Here is a 15,845-nt window from a genome sequence, read left to right as displayed (position 1 = left end):
CCGGAGCGTTCGGGTTCGGGTGAGCCGTTCTCGGTGCATACGCGGTGGATCGAGACGGAGTTCGTCAACGAGATCCCGCCCTTTGTTCCCTCGGACGCTTTGGTGGAGGACGAGGGTGAGGGTGGGGGGCGTGAGACGGTGGTCGTCGAGGTCGGTGGCAAGCGTTTGGAAGTCTCCCTCCCGGCCTCACTCGGATTCGCCACCACCCCCGCGACCGGCGGCCAGGCCAAGAAGCCCAAGCGCAAGGCGGCCAAGAAGTCCGGTTCGGCCGCCTCGGGTGACGCGCTCGCCTCCCCCATGCAGGGCACCATCGTCAAGGTCGCCGTCGAGGAAGGCCAGGTCGTCCAGGAAGGCGAACTGGTCGTCGTCCTGGAGGCGATGAAGATGGAGCAGCCGCTCAACGCCCACCGGGCCGGCACCGTCAAGGACCTGACCGCGGAGGTCGGCGGCTCCGTCTCGGCCGGCGCGGTCATCTGCGAGATCAAGGACTGAACGCGGGCCGCGACGCGGTCTCAGCACGCCATATCAGCCATATCGCGCGACGGGGCCCAGGCCCCCACCGCACGCGGGCGCGGGCCCCGGCCGGATCACCCAGGCCGGGGCCCTCGCCGTTTTCCCGCCACACCCCCTGTCCGCGTGCAACACTGCGTCATCACCCGAAACAGTGGCGCGGCAGGCCCGCGACCACCCGGCGCCGCCCGGCCCCGCGCCGTACCGGTGCGATGCTGGAGGCAGGACCCGGGCGACACGGCTCCACCGGACGCGGCCCCCACTGCCGTGCGGCGCCGACTCGACGCCCGCGCGGAGGGGACGCCGGGGCCGCCGACGCGGGAGCCAGGCGCGGTAGGGCACGACGGGACGCACGGACGGCACACGACCGCCGCCACAGGGCGCGCACGGTGCGGTCCACGGGAGGGTCATGATGGCGAGCGGTAGGGCGCAGGTCGCCGAGGGGCGGCCGAGGCGCGCCGACGCGCGACGCAACTACGAGCGACTGCTGACCGAGGCGCGTACGGCGTTCACCGAACGCGGCACCGACGCCTCGCTGGAGGAGATCGCTCGCCGGGCGGGGGTCGGCATCGGCACCCTCTACCGCCACTTCCCGCACCGTACGGCGCTGATGAGCGCGGTCTTCGAGGACGAGGTCGAGGCGCTCCTCGCCCGCTCCCGCGAACTGCTGGCCGCGCCCCAGCCGTGCACGGCGCTCCTCGACTGGCTGCGGGCCATCATCACGCACGCCAGCACCTACCGCGGTCTGTCCCGGGCCCTGATGGCCGCGCACAGCGACGACGGCTCGGCCCTGTCGCGGTGCAGCATGCCGATGCTCGCGGCCGGCAGCGAACTCCTGGACCGGGCCCAGCAGGCGGGGGCCGTGCGGGCGGACGTGAACATCGGCGACGTGATGCAGTTGACGAACGCCATCTCGCTGGCCGTCGAGCAGTCCCCCGACGATCCGGACCTGGCCGACCGACTGCTGACCCTCACCCTGCAGGGACTCCGGGCCCGCCCCACCGAGTCGAGCCCCTCCCGGAACCACCCGCACGAGCCCGCGTAGGCCCGTACGCGCCGCCCCTGGCGGGCGGCGCACGGCCGAGCCGTCACCCGGACCCGGCCCGTCTCACGGCCGGCACCGGACCCGCCGCGCCACGCGGCCCACACCTCACGCGGCCGACCCGGCACACGGCGGCCAGCCCGGCCCACGCCCGTGCCCCGCGACGCGGGCACCGCGCGGCGGGGCCGGCCCGAGCCAGCGCACCCCGGCGCGACGTCGCACGCGTCGACCCACCCGCGTCAACCCCCGCGCGGCGCGACCCGCGGCCCGTGCGGGGCGCGGCCCACGGCCCGACGCGGACAGCGCGGACGCTCCGCGACCTGCCCCGCCCGGCCCGGCCTCGGGTGGCCGGGCCGGGTGCGCGTGCCGTACTCCGGTGGGCCGGCGCCCCCGCCGGGTCCGGCCCCGGCGCCCCACGCGGGGGGCGCCGCGCTCACCGTCGACGCGGCGCCAGGTCCGCCACCCGCCCGCCGAGCTGCTGGTCGGACAGGGAGACCGGGCCCCGCAGCCCCGGACCACCGGGGGCGGTGGGCGGGTGCGTACGACGCGGGCCCGGCAGCGGCATGTCCCGGCGCGGTGGGCGCCCCGCCGGGCCCTCACCCCGCCCGGGGACGACGCCGGAGGCGGTGCCGGGGCCGGCGCCCTGGCCGGGGGCCGGCGCCTGCTGTCCCACGCCGGCGACGGTGATCTGCACCCCCTGGTCCGCGAGGGCCTGGAGCTCGGTGGCCGACCGCTCGTCCCGGGACGGGGGCTCGTCCGTGACCAGGCGCGTGATCACGTCCGTGGGCACGGTCTGGAACATCGTGTCGGTGCCCAGCTTCGAGTGGTCCGCGAGGACGACCACCTCGGCCGCCGCCTGCACCAGCGCCCGGTCCACGCTCGCCGAGAGCATGTTGGACGTGGACAGGCCGCGCTCGGCGGTGAGTCCGCTGCCGGAGAGGAAGGCGCGCGAGACCCGCAGCCCCTGAAGGGACTGCTCGGCGCCGCTGCCCACCAGGGCGTAGTTGGAACCGCGCAGGGTGCCGCCGGTCATGACGACCTCCACCCGGTTGGCGTGGGCCAGGGCCTGGGCGACGAGCAGGGAGTTGGTGACCACGGTCAGGCCGGGGACGCGCGCGAGCCGGCGGGCCAGCTCCTGCGTCGTCGTCCCCGCGCCGACCACCACGGCCTCGCCCTCTTCGACGAGACCGGCGGCGACGTCGGCGATGGCCGTCTTCTCCGCGGTCGCTAGATGGGACTTTTGCGGAAAGCCGGACTCCCTGGTGAATCCACCCGGCAACACCGCACCGCCATGCCGGCGGTCGAGCAGTCCTTCTGCCTCCAGCGCCCGCACGTCCCGCCGTACGGTCACTTCGGAGGTCTGGACGACACGGGCGAGCTCACGGAGCGAGACGGCTCCGTTCGCGCGCACCATTTCAAGGATCAGTTGGCGACGTTCTGCAGCGAACACGAAACTGACAGTAACGCCAACGACCGTCTGCTTTCAGCCGGTTGCGCCAATTAGCAGAAGTTGTTCACTGCTGGGCATGCCAGGTGATATAGGAGTGCGTTAGAGCTCGTTTTGCGTCTTGCGCGTCTGGAGCTGTCGGGCCACCTCGGCGATCGACCCCGAGAGCGAGGGGTAGACCGTGAAGGTGTTCGCGATCTGCGCGACCGTCAGGTTGTTGTCCACCGCGACCGAGATCGGGTGGATCAGCTCGCTGGCGCGCGGCGCGACCACCACGCCGCCCACCACGATGCCGGTGCCCGGCCGGCAGAAGAGCTTGACGAAGCCGTCCCGGATGCCCTGCATCTTGGCCCGCGCGTTGCGCAGCAGCGGCAGCTTCACCACCCGGGCGTCGATCTTGCCGCTGTCCACGTCGGCCTGGGTGTAGCCGACGGTGGCGATCTCCGGGTCGGTGAAGACGTTCGCGGACACCGCCTTCAGGTTCAGCGGGGCCACCGGCTCGCCCAGGAAGTGGTACATCGCGATACGGCCCTGCATCGCGGCGACCGAGGCCAGCGCGAAGACGCCGGTGCAGTCGCCGGCGGCGTACACGCCCGGCGTGCTGGTCCGCGAGACCTTGTCCGTCCAGATGTGCCCGGACTCCTTGAGCCGGACGCCCGCCTCCTCCAGGCCCATCCGCGCGGTGTTGGGGATGGAACCGACCGCCATCAGGCAGTGTGTGCCGGTGATGACGCGGCCGTCGGCCAGCGCCACCTCGACCCGGTCCCCCACCCGTTTGGCGGACTGCGCGCGCGAGCGGGCCATCACGTTCATGCCGCGGCGGCGGAAGACGTCCTCCAGCACCGCCGCCGCGTCCGGGTCCTCGCCCGGCAGCACCCGGTCGCGCGAGGAGACCAGCGTGACCTTGGAGCCGAGCGCCTGGTACGCGCCGGCGAACTCGGCGCCGGTGACACCCGAGCCGACGACGATGAGCTCCGCGGGCAGCTCGTCGAGGTCGTAGACCTGGGTCCAGTTCAGGATGCGCTCGCCGTCCGGCAGCGCGTCCGGGATCTCGCGCGGGTGGGCGCCGGTGGCGATCAGTACCGCGTCGGCCGTCAGCGTCTCCTCGGTGCCGTCGACCGCCTGCACGGTCACCGTGCGCGAGCCGTCGGGGGCCTGCGCCGGCTCGACGCGCCCGCGACCGCGCATGACCCGGGCGCCCGCACGGGTGACGGAGGCGGTGATGTCGTGCGACTGGGCGAGCGCGAGCCGCTTCACCCGGCGGTTGACCTTGCCGAGATCGACACCGACCACCCGGGCGGTCTGCTCCAGCGGCGGCGTGTCGTCGGCGACGATGATCCCGAGCTCCTCGTAGGAGGAGTCGAAGGTCGTCATCACCTCCGCCGTCGCGATCAGCGTCTTCGACGGCACGCAGTCGGTCAGCACCGAGGCGCCACCGAGGCCGTCGCAGTCCACGACGGTCACGTCCGCTCCGAGCTGCGCCGCGACCAGCGCCGCCTCGTAGCCGCCAGGTCCGCCGCCAATGATCACGATCCGGGTCACTGAAGTTCGCCTCGCGTATTCGTCTCGGTCGGCCCGGGATGCCCGACCGCGCCGCGGAGGCGGCCGGTGTCACCGCCGGCCGGTCCGGGGGTCGCCCCCAGGGGGATGCAGTACGTGCCCCATTGTCCCGCACCCATCAAAACGCCCGCCTGTCGGGGCCCTCCGGACCCGCCCGCGCGCGGGCGCGGCCGCGCGACCCTCGCCCCAGACGTTGTCTGGCTGCACTCCCGTACCCTCAAAGCCATGTCGCTCTACGCCGCGTACGCCGGCAACCTCGACGCGCGGCTGATGTCCCGCCGCGCCCCGCACTCGCCGCTGCGCGGCACCGGCTGGCTCTCCGGCTGGCGCCTGACCTTCGGCGGCGAGCAGATGGGCTGGGAGGGCGCGCTGGCCACCCTGGTGGAGGCACCCGGCTCCCAGGTCTTCGTCACGCTCTACGACATCGCCCCGATGGACGAGGAGGCGCTCGACGGCTGGGAGGGCGTGGGGCTCGGAATCTACCGCCGGATGCGCGTGCGGGCGCACACGCTGGACGGCGACGAGAGCGCCTGGCTGTACGTCCTGAACGGCTACGAGGGCGGGCTGCCCTCGGCCCGCTACCTGGGCGAGATCGCGGACGCGGCGGAGTCGGCGGGCGCGCCGCACGACTACGTCATGGAGCTCCGCAAGCGCCCCTGCTGAGCCGGCCCTGGAACGTCGCAGGTCACGACGGCTGTTAGAGCTTCGGTAAGGACTCAGGCAGGCCATCGGTCCGCACATCGTCGCAAACGCATCTACGCGCGTAGGGGATTACCGGCTACCCTCGTGCGCGTGAACGCATCTGCTTCTTCGGACATCCAGGGCGGCCCGCTCCACGCCGGCGGCCAGACCCCCTTCGCCGCCGCCGACGGCGCCGCCGCACGCCTGCGCGAGCTCACCGGGGCCGAGACCCACGACGTGGCGCTCGTCATGGGCTCCGGCTGGGTGCCCGCCACCGACGCGCTCGGCACGGCGGAACACGAGTTCCCCGTCACCGAGCTGCCCGGCTTCCCCGCCCCCGCCGTCGCGGGACACGCCGGCACGGTCCGCTCGTACCGCATCGGTGACAAGCGCGCGCTGGTCTTCCTCGGCCGCACGCACTACTACGAGAACCGTGACGTGGCCGCCGTGGCGCACGGCGTGCGCACCGCCGTCGCCGCCGGCTGCAAGACCGTCGTGCTGACCAACGGCTGCGGCGGGCTGCGGGTGGGGATGCGCGTCGGCCAGCCGGTGCTGATCAGCGATCACATCAACCTCACGGCGACCTCCCCGATCGTCGGCCCCAACTTCGTGGACCTCACCGACCTGTACTCGCCGCGGCTGCGCGCCCTGTGCCAGCAGGTCGACCCCTCCCTTGAGGAGGGTGTCTACGCGCAGTTCCCCGGCCCGCACTACGAGACGCCCGCCGAGATCGCGATGATCCGCACGATGGGCGCCGACCTGGTGGGCATGTCCACCACCCTGGAGGCCATCGCCGCCCGCGAGGCCGGCGCCGAGGTGCTGGGCATCTCGCTGGTCACCAACCTGGCCGCGGGCATGACCGGCGAGCCCCTCAACCACGAGGAGGTCCTCCAGGCGGGCCGCGACTCGGCCGCCCGCATGGGCAGCCTGCTGAGCCAGGTGCTGGGCAAGCTCTGACCCGCCCCCGGGGCGCGCGGTCAGGGCGGGGCGGGCGGCCTCGCGTGGGCGGGCCCGACCCGGGGCGGACCAGCGCGGCCGTGACCGGCCGGCCCCGCTCCCCGGCGAACGCGGACCGGCGCGGACCGGACCGGCGCGGCTCGGGTCTCGGATAACCCCCGGGGCCGGCGCCCTTGCGTACGCGTGCGAACCCACCCCCCGGTCGACCACCGCACCGCCACCGCCACTCCGCCGGCAGCCAGCGGACCACCCGGACGCCCGGACGCCCGGCCTCCCAGGCCACCCAGGCCCGAGCCGGGCCGGCACCCCGGCCCGCACCGGGCCGACTCCCCCGGGTCAACCCCGGCCCGCCCCGGCCCAGACGGTCGCCCCCGACAGCCGGTACGCCAGCACACGGGGGCCTACGACGGACCACCACGGCGCGGGCCACCACGGCGCGGACCGGCCCGGTCGGCGCCGGCTCCGTGAGGCGGCTCGGGCGACGGCGGGCCGGGCGACGCCCGTTCGGCCCGGGTCCGTTCGGTCCCATCCGACACACCGGCCCCACGCGGGTCAGGCCGGCCCTGGTCGGGGTAGGTGAGGGCGGTGCGCGCCGGGCCCGTACGCTCCCCGGCGTGAACCCGCCGGCGGGCCCGTGCCGGCGGGCACCGAACCGGCGTCCGCGCGCCGGCATCCCGAAGGACGCGACCCCCACGCGAGAGGCGGAACCACCGTGCAGGACGAACTGATCGCCCGAGCCAGGACCTGGCTGGCGGACGACCCCGACCCGGCCACCCGCGAGGAGCTGGCGGGCCTCATCGACGCCGGGGCGGGCGAGGAGCTGGCCGCGCGCTTCGCGGGCACGCTCCAGTTCGGCACCGCGGGCCTGCGCGCCGAGCTGGGCGCGGGCCCGACGCGAATGAACCGCGCGGTCGTCATCCGGGCCGCCGCCGGTCTGGCCGCCTACCTGCGCCGGCGACACCCGGGGACGGGGGCCGCCCCGTCCGCGCCCGGACCGGTCGTCATCGGCTACGACGCCCGGCACCGCAGCGCCGACTTCGCCCGCGACACCGCCGCCGTCATGACCGGCGCCGGGCTGCGCGCGATCCTGCTGCCCGGCCCGCTGCCCACGCCCGTCCTCGCCTTCGCCGTCCGGCACCTGGGGGCGATCGCCGGCGTCGAGGTCACCGCGAGCCACAACCCCCCGCGCGACAACGGCTACAAGGTCTACCTCGGCGACGGCGTCCCCGGCACCGCCTCCCGGGGCGGCTCCCAGATCGTCTCGCCGGCCGACACGGAGATCGCCGCCGAGATCGCCGCCGTCGGCTCCGTGGCCGAGGTACCCCGCCCCGACACCGGCTGGGAGACCGCCGGCGAGGAGATCGTCACGGCGTACCTGGAGCGGGCCACCGGCGTCCTGCGCGCGGACTCACCGCGCGAGGTGCGCGTGATCTACACGCCGCTGCACGGCGTCGGGCGCGCCACCCTGACCGCCGCGTTCGCCCGCGCCGGCTTCCCGGCCCCCGTGGTCGTGGCCGAGCAGGCCGAGCCCGACCCCGACTTCCCCACCGTGGCCTTCCCCAACCCGGAGGAACCGGGCGCGATGGACCTGGCGTTCGCCACCGCCCGCGCGCACGCCGCCGCCGGAGCCGACGCCCCCGACCTCGTCATCGCCAACGACCCGGACGCCGACCGCTGCGCCGTGGCCGTCCCCGCGCCCGACGCGCCGGCCGGCTGGCGGATGCTGCGCGGCGACGAGGTCGGCGCGCTGCTCGCCGCGCACCTGGTGCGCTCCGGCCGCCTCGGCCAGGGCACGTCCGAGGCCACCTTCGCCACCACCATCGTCTCCTCCTCGCTGCTGTCCCGGATCGCGGCGCACGCGGGCGTGCCGTACGCCGAGACGCTGACCGGCTTCAAGTGGCTGGCCCGCGTCGACGGCGTGCGGTACGCGTACGAGGAGGCGCTGGGCTACTGCGTCGACCCGGCCGGTGTCCGCGACAAGGACGGCGTCACCGCCGCGCTGCTGGTCGCCGAGCTGGCCGCCGAGCTGCGCGCGGCGGGCGGGACGCTGGCCGACCTGCTGGACGAGCTGGCCCTGACGCACGGCCTGCACGCCACCGACCAGCTCTCCGTACGCGTCGACGACCTGTCGCTGATCACGGCGGCCATGGAGCGGCTGCGGACGCGGGCGCCCGGCTCCCTGGCCGGGCTGCCGGTGACCTCGGCACAGGACCTGTCCCAGGGCTCGGAGGCGCTGCCGCCCACCGATGGGCTCCGCTACCACCTGGCCGGCGACGCGGGCTCCGGCGTCGAGTCGGCCCGCGTCATCGTGCGGCCGAGCGGCACCGAGCCCAAGCTCAAGTGCTATCTGGAGGTCGTGCTGCCGGTCGCGGAAGCGGGCGCGCTGCCCGCCACCCGGGCCCGCGCCCAGGACGTCCTGGCGGCGATCAAGCGGGACCTGGCGGCAGCGGCCGGCATCTAGCGTCGAACGCGTCCGGACCCGGGGTCCGGCACCGCGCGCGTGGGGGGCGGCCCGGGTCCGGGTCGCCCCCCACGCGTGTCCGGGCGCGCCCGGACCGTGCTCAGCTCGTGCTCGCCATGATGATCAGCAGGACGATGCCCACCGCCGCCGGGGCCAGCACCTCCCAGGCCCAGCGCGCGTGGAGGGCGCCCTGGGCCCCGGGGCGCTTGGCGTGTCGCTCGGCCAGTTCGCGGATGTCGTCGATGGCCTGGTCCGAGGGGGCACGGCCGGCGCCGGCCAGCGGGTCGGCGTGCGGGGTGCGCGTCGAGACGCGCCCGGTGACGTCCTCGGCGGCGGCCCGCGCCTGTCGTCGCGAGGCGCGCTTGCGCTGCCGCAGCGAGACGGGGATGGCCCAGAGCTGGTACGTCTTGCCACCGGCCAGCACCTCGCTGCTGTACCCGGCGCGGGCCCCGTCCACCACCCCCCAGGGCAGCGTGATCGTACGGAACGGGTTGCGCACCAGCAGCCGGTCCGCGCCCGCGAACACCGCGGGCCGCAGCGTGAACGCCACCACCAGCGGCACCGTCGCCAGCAGCCCGGACAGGGCCAGCCACGGGGTGCGCCCGGTCCCCCGGATCAGCGCGTCGCCCCCCAGCCAGGCGCCGAGCGCGAGCAGCAGCACCCCGGTGGCCATGGCGCCGGTGGAGCGGTAGGACCGGTCCTCGTACGTCTCCTCGTCGGTGGCCGCGTCCCGGGCCGCGACGGCGTGTCGTTCGGCGGCGGTCTCCGTTCGCGCCCGCCCGGCCGACCGGGCGCGCTGGCCCGACCCGGGGGCGTCCGGGCCCCGCGCGCCCGCGCCGGAGGAGGCGACGGCGCGGGAGGCCCCGGCGGGTTCGGCCGCCCCGGCCGGTTCGGCCGCCTCGGCCGGTCGCGCCGGCTTGGTCAGCCCGGTCGCCGGGGTCCGCTCGGCCGGTTCGGCGCCCGCCGCCTCGGCCTCGCCCTCGGGGCCGGGCTCGGTGGCCGGCTCGGGCGCCGCACCCCGGTCGCCCCCGGCCGGTTCGGCCTGGTCAGCCGGCTCGGCCTGGTCGCCGGTGGGCTCGGGTGGCTCCGGCCGCTCGCGGGAGGAAGGCTCCGGCCGGGCGCGGGAGGAGGAGGGGTCCGGACTCGTCATGCGCCGATTGTGCCCGACACTCCGGAATGCGGACGTTGCGTTACCGCATCGAAAAAGAGCGCCTTTTCCTGGGGGTGACAGGCTGCTACGCGCGTAGATATGCTCGCCTGGTGACCATGCCCACCACAGTTCCCGCATACGGCAACGAGGCCGCACCGCGCCTGGCGTCACTGGCGGACGTGACCGCGAGCGACGGCGCGCTGCGCCGCTTCCTGCACGGCCTGCCCGGGGTCGACGCGGTCGGCCTCGACGCCCGCGCCGCGACCCTCGGCACCCGGTCGATCAAGACGTCGGCGAAGGCGTACGCCATCGACCTGGCGATCTCGATGGTCGACCTGACCACCCTCGAAGGCGCGGACACCGCCGGCAAGGTCCGGGCCCTGAGCGCCAAGGGCGTGCGCCCCGGCGACGGGGCGCCCCCGGTCGCCGCCATCTGCGTCTACCCGGACATGGTCGCCACGGCGCGCCAGGCGGTCGCCGGCTCCGGCGTCCGGGTGGCCTCGGTGGCCACCGCGTTCCCCGCCGGCCGCGCCGCGCTGCCGGTCAAGCTGGCCGACACGCGAGACGCGGTGGCGGCCGGCGCGGACGAGATCGACATGGTGATCGACCGGGGCGCCTTCCTCTCCGGCCGGTACCTGGAGGTCTTCGAGGAGATCCGGGCCGTCAAGGAGGCGTGCGAGCGGCCCGCCGGTTCCGCGCTCGGCGGCGCCGCCCATCTCAAGGTCATCTTCGAGACCGGCGAGCTCCAGACGTACGACAACGTGCGCCGCGCCTCGTGGCTGGCGATGCTCGCCGGCGCCGACTTCATCAAGACCTCCACGGGCAAGGTGGCGGTCAACGCCACGCCGCCGGTGACCCTGTTGATGCTGGAGGCGGTGCGCGACTTCCACGCCACCACCGGCGTGCGGGTCGGCGTGAAGCCGGCCGGCGGCATCCGGACGACCAAGGACGCCGTGAAGTACCTGGTGATGGTGAACGAGACGCTGGGCGAGCCCTGGCTGACGGCCGACTGGTTCCGCTTCGGCGCCTCCAGCCTGCTCAACGACCTGCTGATGCAGCGCCAGAAGCTGAGCACCGGGCGCTACTCCGGCCCCGACTACGTGACGGTGGACTGAGACAGATGGCTTTCGACTACGCACCCGCACCCGAGTCCCGCGCGGTGGTGGACATCGCGCCGTCCTACGGGCTCTTCATCGACGGCGAGTTCCACGAGGCGGCGGACGGCCGGGTCTTCAAGACCCTGGCGCCGGCCTCCGAGGAGGTGCTCGCCGAGGTCGCCCACGCCAGCGAGGCGGACGTGGACCGGGCCGTCAAGGCCGCCCGGCGGGCGTTCACCTCCTGGTCGGCGCTGCCGGGCGCCGAGCGCGCCAAGTACCTCTTCCGGATCGCCCGCATCATCCAGGAGCGCTCGCGCGAGCTGGCCGTCCTGGAGTCGCTGGACAACGGCAAGCCCATCCGCGAGACCCGCGACACCGACCTGCCGCTGACCGCCGCGCACTTCTTCTACCACGCGGGTTGGGCCGACAAGCTCGACCACGCGGGGTTCGGCCGAAGCCCGCGGCCGCTGGGTGTGGCGGCCCAGGTCATCCCGTGGAACTTCCCGCTGATGATGCTGTCCTGGAAGATCGCCCCGGCGCTGGCCACGGGGAACACGGTGGTGCTCAAGCCCGCCGAGACGACGCCGCTGTCCGCGTTGTTCTTCGCCGACATCTGCCGCCAGGCCGGGCTGCCCCGGGGCGTCGTCAACATCCTCACCGGCGACGGCTCGACCGGGGCCGCGCTGGTCGCGCACCCGGACGTCGACAAGGTCGCCTTCACCGGCTCCACCGAGGTCGGCCGGTCCATCGCGCGCGGCGTCGCGGGTACGGACAAGCGGCTGACGCTGGAACTCGGCGGCAAGGCGGCCAACATCGTCTTCGACGACGCGCCCCTGGACCAGGCCGTCGAGGGCGTCGTCAACGGCATCTTCTTCAACCAGGGCCACGTGTGCAGCGCGGGCTCGCGGCTGCTGGTGCAGGAGTCGGTGGCCGACGAGCTGCTGGCCGCGCTCAAGCGCCGGATGGCCACGCTGCGGGTGGGCGACCCGCTGGACAAGAACACCGACGTCGGCGCCATCAACTCCGCCGAACAGCTCGCCCGGATCACGGCACTGGCCGAGGCCGGCGAGGCGGAGGGCGCCGAGCGCTGGTCCCCGGCGTACGAACTGCCCTCGTCGGGGTACTGGTTCGCGCCGACCGTCTTCACCGGCGTCACCCAGGCGCACCGCATCGCCCGGGAGGAGATCTTCGGCCCCGTCCTGTCGGTGCTGACCTTCCGCACCCCGGCCGAGGCGGTGGAGAAGGCCAACAACACGCCGTACGGCCTCTCGGCCGGCATCTGGACCGAGAAGGGCAGCCGCGGCCTGTGGGTGGCGAGCAAGCTGCGCGCGGGCATCGTGTGGTCCAACACGTTCAACAAGTTCGACCCGACCTCGCCGTTCGGCGGCTACAAGGAGTCGGGTTACGGCCGTGAGGGCGGCCGGCACGGCCTGGCGGCCTACCTCGCCCCGGCGGGCCCGCGGGGCGACGGCGCCGGAACGTCGAGCCCGGAGGGCGATCGCTGATGACCACCGTTGACCGCTTGAGCGTGCTCAAGACCTACAAGCTCTTCGTCGGGGGCGCCTTCCCCCGCTCCGAGAGCGGGCGGGTGTACGAGGTGACCGACACCAAGGGCGCATGGCTGGCGAACGCCCCGCTCTCCTCCCGCAAGGACGCCCGGGACGCGGTGGTCGCGGCCCGCAAGGCCTTCGGTCGCTGGTCGGGCGCGACGGCCTACAACCGTGGCCAGATCCTGTACCGGGTGGCCGAGATGCTGGAGGGCCGCCGCGAGCAGTTCGCCACCGAGGTGGCCGCCGCCGAGGGCGTGTCGGCCAAGAAGGCCACCGCCCGGGTGGACGCGGCGATCGACCGGTGGGTCTGGTACGCGGGCTGGTCGGACAAGGTGGCCCAGGTCGCCGGCGCGGCCAACCCGGTCGCCGGCCCGTACCTGAACCTCTCCACGCCCGAGCCGACCGGCGTGGTCGCGGTGCTCGCGCCGCAGGACTCCGCGTTCCTGGGCCTGGTCTCGGTCATCGCCCCGGCGATCGTCACGGGCAACACGGTCGTGGTGGTCGCCAGCGAGCGGGCGCCGCTGCCCGCCCTGTCGCTCGGCGAGGTCCTCGCGACCTCCGACCTGCCCGGCGGCGTCGTCAACATCCTCTCCGGCCGGGTGGCCGAGCTGGGCCCCCCGCTCGCCGCCCACCAGGACGTCAACGCGATCGACCTGACGGGCGCGGCCGGTGAGCTGGCGGTCGAGCTGGAGCGGGAGGCGGCCCAGAACCTCAAGCGCGTCCTCCGTCCACAGCCTGGGGACAACGCCAGGGGCGAGCGCTGGTTCGCCGACCCGGGCACCGGGCGGATGCTCGCCCTGCTGGAGACCAAGACCGTCTGGCACCCGATGGGCCACTAGCCCAGCACGAGGGCCCACCACGCGAGCGGGGCCGGGCATCGCCCGGCCCCGCTCCCGTACCCGACCCCTGACCGGCCCGGCCCGCGCGCCCAGCCGGCTCCCTCCGTGGCCCAAACCCGGCCCCGCGCGCCGATTCCGCGCACCGCGCCCGGCCCGGCCCGCGCGCGGGAGCCGGCGCCGTACGCCACGGGTCAGCCCGGCAACGTCCCCAGCGCCTCGCGCACCAGCGGCAGTTCCCCGATCGTGTCGCCCCGGGTCAGCGGCGCGGTCACGTCCGCGGTGCTGACGGCCGGAAAGTCGGCGACCTGGGTGCCGATGGCGTTGGCCAACGGATCGGCGCCGGTGCCCGCGAACGGGTCGAGCTGCAGGCGCCGGACGGGCCCCAGCACCCCGCCCACCACGGCGGGCGTCGTCTTCTCCATCGCCTCCTGCGGGCTGGGCGCCTTCTGCCGCCCCGTCTCCGCGCCGGCCGTCACCTCCCGCGCGTTGCTCAGCGTGTGGTCGACGAGCTCACCCGCCGGAACCGCCTGCGCGCTGGCCGCCCCGCCCGCCGCCAGGGCCGCGCCGGCCGAGACGACCAGCCCCGCGCGCAGCCACGCGCGGCCGGCGAGAGTCTGCTTGTTACCCGCGTGTGAGGCCATGTGCACCTACCAGATTCCTGTGGGAAAGCGTCATCGATCGCACACGCACGGTAGTTGAAGCGGTCCGTGGCCAACCACTCGCGGGCCCAGGGGGTCCCTCGTTCGGCTCAATGCCGCACACTGGTGTCCCGTGACAGCGCCTTCCTCGTATCCTCGCGTGATCCTGCTGGCCGGCCCGTCGGGCTCCGGGAAGTCCTCCCTGGCCGCCCGCACCGGGCTCCCCGTGCTCAATCTCGACGACTTCTACAAGGAAGCCACGGACCCGACCCTGCCCCAGCTCCCCGCCGGCGGCGGCCCCGACTGGGACTCGCCGCTGTCGTGGGACGCGGACGCGGCGGTCGCGGCCATCGACGCGCTGTGCCGTACGGGACGTGCGACGGCACCGGTGTACGACATCCCCAGCAGCTCCCGCACCGGCAGCACCACCCTCGACCTCCGGGGCGCCCCGCTGTGCGTCGCCGAGGGCATCTTCGCGGCCGAGATCATCGACCGGTGCCGCACCTCGGGCCTGCTGGCCGACGCGCTGTGCCTGACCGGCCGCCCGCTGACCACCTTCCGCCGACGACTGGCCCGCGACCTGCGCGAGGCCCGCAAGCCGGTGGGCTACCTGCTCCGTCGCGGGCTGCGCCTGCTGCGTACCGAGCGGGGCATCATCGCGCGCCAGACCGCACTCGGCGCGCACCCGTGCGACGGGGCGACGGCCCTGCGCCGCATCGCGCGAGCCCGGCCCGCTGCGACCACCCACCTGGTCGCCTGACCGACCGGAGCCCGACCGGGCGACACACCGGCACCACCCGCCCCGCTCTCACCGCCGCGCGCCCCGCGTCCGGGCCGGCGCGCGAAAAAGCGGGGCGGGACCGACGCACCCCCCGCGCGCCGCTCCCGCCCCGCCGTTTCCCCCGTGGTTCCCCCCCCACGTGGTCCCCCGTGGTGTTCCGCCCTCCCCCCGGAAGACGGCCCCCCGCTTTCCCCCGTGGCTCCGCCTCTCCCCCGAAAGGCGGCCCCCCGTACTTCCCCCGTGTTTCCCCCGCCTTCAGGCCACGAGCTCGCCGAAGGACTCCTCTTCGTCCCGCCCGAAGGCGAGCATCTCGTCGCCGCGCAGTCGGCGCAGCGACCGCCAGATGCTGGACTTGACGGTTCCGACGCTGATGTCCAGTATCTCGGCGATCTCCGGATCGGTACGGCCCTCGTAGTAGCGCAGGACGAGCATCGTGCGCTGCAGCTCGGGCAGTCGCGCCAGGGCCTGCCACAACACGGCACGCAGCTCGGTGCCGCGCATCGCGTCGTGGTCACCGGCGGTCTCCGGCAACTCCTCGGTCGGGTACTCGTTCAACTTGCGTCGGCGCCAGGCGCTGATGTGCAGGTTCGTCATGGTGCGGCGGAGATATCCGCCGACTGCCGCCTTGTCACTGATACGGTCCCAGGCCCGATAGGTGGAGAACAGCGCGCTTTGCAGCAGGTCCTCCGCCTCGAACCGGTCACCAGTCAGGTGGTAGGCGGTGGCGAAGAGGGAGGCGCGGCGCTCTCGGACGTAGGCGGTGAACTCCGCCTCGGCCCGGTTGTCGCACTCCCCCTGCGCCGTCCCCCCGTTTCCCCCGTTGCCTACGGCGACCGCGGCGCCCCCTCGGGCCTCCGTGGTCGCGTCAGCCGCCGCCACGTACATAATGGGCGACCGCTGACGTCCGGTGCCGCGAGCGCACCCCCGCCCGCTCACGGCACCGGACTTCTCTCCCCCAGACTCGGTCTGGGAGTTTCCCCAGCTCCAACCGGCGTGTAGGCGCGTCCGAATACCTGCGCTGGTTGTCGTGCCGTGCAAGGTGTTCATGTCGCGCCCCCCGTCGTGGAGCTTGTCTCGGTCTCCTGCGTACCGGGCGAGTTCCTCCCGGTGCCCAAAAGATTGACAAGCCAGT

General features: G+C 74.6%; 14 protein-coding genes. 9 read left to right on the top strand and 5 right to left on the bottom strand.

The window, feature by feature from the left end; translation table 11 throughout:
* Positions 1-492 (top strand): acetyl-CoA carboxylase biotin carboxyl carrier protein subunit (locus tag ACFVFR_RS01400; RefSeq protein ID WP_383696774.1); only part of this gene is annotated, 492 nt, incomplete at its 5' end.
* 430 nt (positions 493-922) lie between these two features.
* Positions 923-1,555, top strand: a complete 633-nt coding sequence (locus ACFVFR_RS01395) for a TetR/AcrR family transcriptional regulator (protein WP_383696771.1) — start codon at positions 923-925, stop codon at positions 1,553-1,555.
* A gap of 430 nt (positions 1,556-1,985) precedes the next feature.
* On the opposite strand, the gene ACFVFR_RS01390 is transcribed toward ACFVFR_RS01395, so the two are convergent.
* Both ACFVFR_RS01390 and ACFVFR_RS01385 read right to left on the bottom strand, forming a co-directional pair.
* On the bottom strand, positions 1,986-2,966 hold the full coding sequence (locus tag ACFVFR_RS01390; protein WP_383696830.1) for a DeoR/GlpR family DNA-binding transcription regulator: 981 nt from the start codon (positions 2,964-2,966) through the stop codon (positions 1,986-1,988).
* 135 nt (positions 2,967-3,101) lie between these two features.
* Positions 3,102-4,541 (bottom strand): NAD(P)H-quinone dehydrogenase, encoded by a 1,440-nt coding sequence (locus ACFVFR_RS01385; RefSeq protein WP_383696769.1) that lies wholly within the window; start codon positions 4,539-4,541, stop codon positions 3,102-3,104.
* 243 nt (positions 4,542-4,784) lie between these two features.
* On the opposite strand from ACFVFR_RS01385, the gene ACFVFR_RS01380 reads away from it, so the two are divergent.
* The 3 genes from ACFVFR_RS01380 to ACFVFR_RS01370 all read left to right on the top strand — a co-directional run bounded on the left by ACFVFR_RS01380 (position 4,785) and on the right by ACFVFR_RS01370 (position 8,658).
* On the top strand, positions 4,785-5,222 hold the full coding sequence (locus tag ACFVFR_RS01380) for a gamma-glutamylcyclotransferase (RefSeq protein ID WP_383696766.1): 438 nt from the start codon (positions 4,785-4,787) through the stop codon (positions 5,220-5,222).
* Between the two features lie 129 nt (positions 5,223-5,351).
* Entirely contained in the window at positions 5,352-6,197 is an 846-nt protein-coding gene (locus ACFVFR_RS01375; protein ID WP_383696763.1) for a purine-nucleoside phosphorylase, read from the top strand.
* A gap of 712 nt (positions 6,198-6,909) precedes the next feature.
* A complete protein-coding gene (locus ACFVFR_RS01370; RefSeq protein WP_383696761.1) occupies positions 6,910-8,658 on the top strand; it encodes a phospho-sugar mutase in 1,749 nt (582 codons plus the stop codon).
* 100 nt (positions 8,659-8,758) lie between these two features.
* Here the strand turns inward: ACFVFR_RS01370 and ACFVFR_RS01365 are convergent, their stop codons facing one another.
* Positions 8,759-9,808, bottom strand: a complete 1,050-nt coding sequence (locus ACFVFR_RS01365; protein WP_383696759.1) for a PH domain-containing protein — start codon at positions 9,806-9,808, stop codon at positions 8,759-8,761.
* A 116-nt stretch (positions 9,809-9,924) separates the two neighbouring features.
* On the opposite strand from ACFVFR_RS01365, the gene deoC reads away from it, so the two are divergent.
* From deoC to ACFVFR_RS01350, 3 genes are read left to right on the top strand one after another with little or no spacing between them, the layout of a single operon-like run.
* Positions 9,925-10,923: a deoxyribose-phosphate aldolase gene (deoC, locus tag ACFVFR_RS01360; RefSeq protein WP_383696756.1), complete on the top strand. Its 999-nt coding sequence runs from the start codon at positions 9,925-9,927 to the stop codon at positions 10,921-10,923.
* Positions 10,924-10,928: 5 nt separating this feature from the next.
* Entirely contained in the window at positions 10,929-12,410 is a 1,482-nt protein-coding gene (locus ACFVFR_RS01355) for an aldehyde dehydrogenase family protein (RefSeq protein WP_383696753.1), read from the top strand.
* A complete protein-coding gene (locus tag ACFVFR_RS01350; protein WP_383696750.1) occupies positions 12,410-13,294 on the top strand; it encodes an aldehyde dehydrogenase family protein in 885 nt (294 codons plus the stop codon). The genes ACFVFR_RS01355 and ACFVFR_RS01350 overlap by 1 nt, the downstream gene beginning before the upstream one ends.
* Positions 13,295-13,485: 191 nt before the next feature.
* Here ACFVFR_RS01350 and ACFVFR_RS01345 read toward each other — a convergent pair whose 3' ends face one another.
* The gene (locus tag ACFVFR_RS01345) at positions 13,486-13,935 is read right to left on the bottom strand and encodes a hypothetical protein (protein WP_383696748.1); all 450 of its coding nucleotides are present in this window, start codon (positions 13,933-13,935) and stop codon (positions 13,486-13,488) included.
* 130 nt (positions 13,936-14,065) lie between these two features.
* On the opposite strand from ACFVFR_RS01345, the gene ACFVFR_RS01340 reads away from it, so the two are divergent.
* Entirely contained in the window at positions 14,066-14,692 is a 627-nt protein-coding gene (locus ACFVFR_RS01340) for an ATP-binding protein (RefSeq protein WP_383696745.1), read from the top strand.
* Positions 14,693-14,968: 276 nt separating this feature from the next.
* Here the strand turns inward: ACFVFR_RS01340 and ACFVFR_RS01335 are convergent, their stop codons facing one another.
* On the bottom strand, positions 14,969-15,760 hold the full coding sequence (locus ACFVFR_RS01335; protein ID WP_383696742.1) for a SigE family RNA polymerase sigma factor: 792 nt from the start codon (positions 15,758-15,760) through the stop codon (positions 14,969-14,971).
* Between the last annotated feature and the right edge of the window lie 85 nt (positions 15,761-15,845).

The organism is Streptomyces sp. NPDC057702 (assembly GCF_042799315.1).
GTDB lineage: Bacteria > Actinomycetota > Actinomycetes > Streptomycetales > Streptomycetaceae > Streptomyces.
This window is presented reverse-complemented; position numbering and strand designations above follow the sequence as displayed.

Coding starts and splice junctions, on each gene's coding strand:
- ACFVFR_RS01395 (WP_383696771.1), top strand. CDS start 923: ATGGCGAGCGGTAGGGCGCAGGTCGCCGAGGGGCGGCCGAGGCGCGCC.
- ACFVFR_RS01390 (WP_383696830.1), bottom strand. CDS start 2,966: ATGGTGCGCGCGAACGGAGCCGTCTCGCTCCGTGAGCTCGCCCGTGTC.
- ACFVFR_RS01380 (WP_383696766.1), top strand. CDS start 4,785: ATGTCGCTCTACGCCGCGTACGCCGGCAACCTCGACGCGCGGCTGATG.
- ACFVFR_RS01365 (WP_383696759.1), bottom strand. CDS start 9,808: ATGACGAGTCCGGACCCCTCCTCCTCCCGCGCCCGGCCGGAGCCTTCC.
- deoC (WP_383696756.1), top strand. CDS start 9,925: ATGCCCACCACAGTTCCCGCATACGGCAACGAGGCCGCACCGCGCCTG.
- ACFVFR_RS01355 (WP_383696753.1), top strand. CDS start 10,929: ATGGCTTTCGACTACGCACCCGCACCCGAGTCCCGCGCGGTGGTGGAC.
- ACFVFR_RS01350 (WP_383696750.1), top strand. CDS start 12,410: ATGACCACCGTTGACCGCTTGAGCGTGCTCAAGACCTACAAGCTCTTC.
- ACFVFR_RS01345 (WP_383696748.1), bottom strand. CDS start 13,935: ATGGCCTCACACGCGGGTAACAAGCAGACTCTCGCCGGCCGCGCGTGG.
- ACFVFR_RS01335 (WP_383696742.1), bottom strand. CDS start 15,760: ATGAACACCTTGCACGGCACGACAACCAGCGCAGGTATTCGGACGCGC.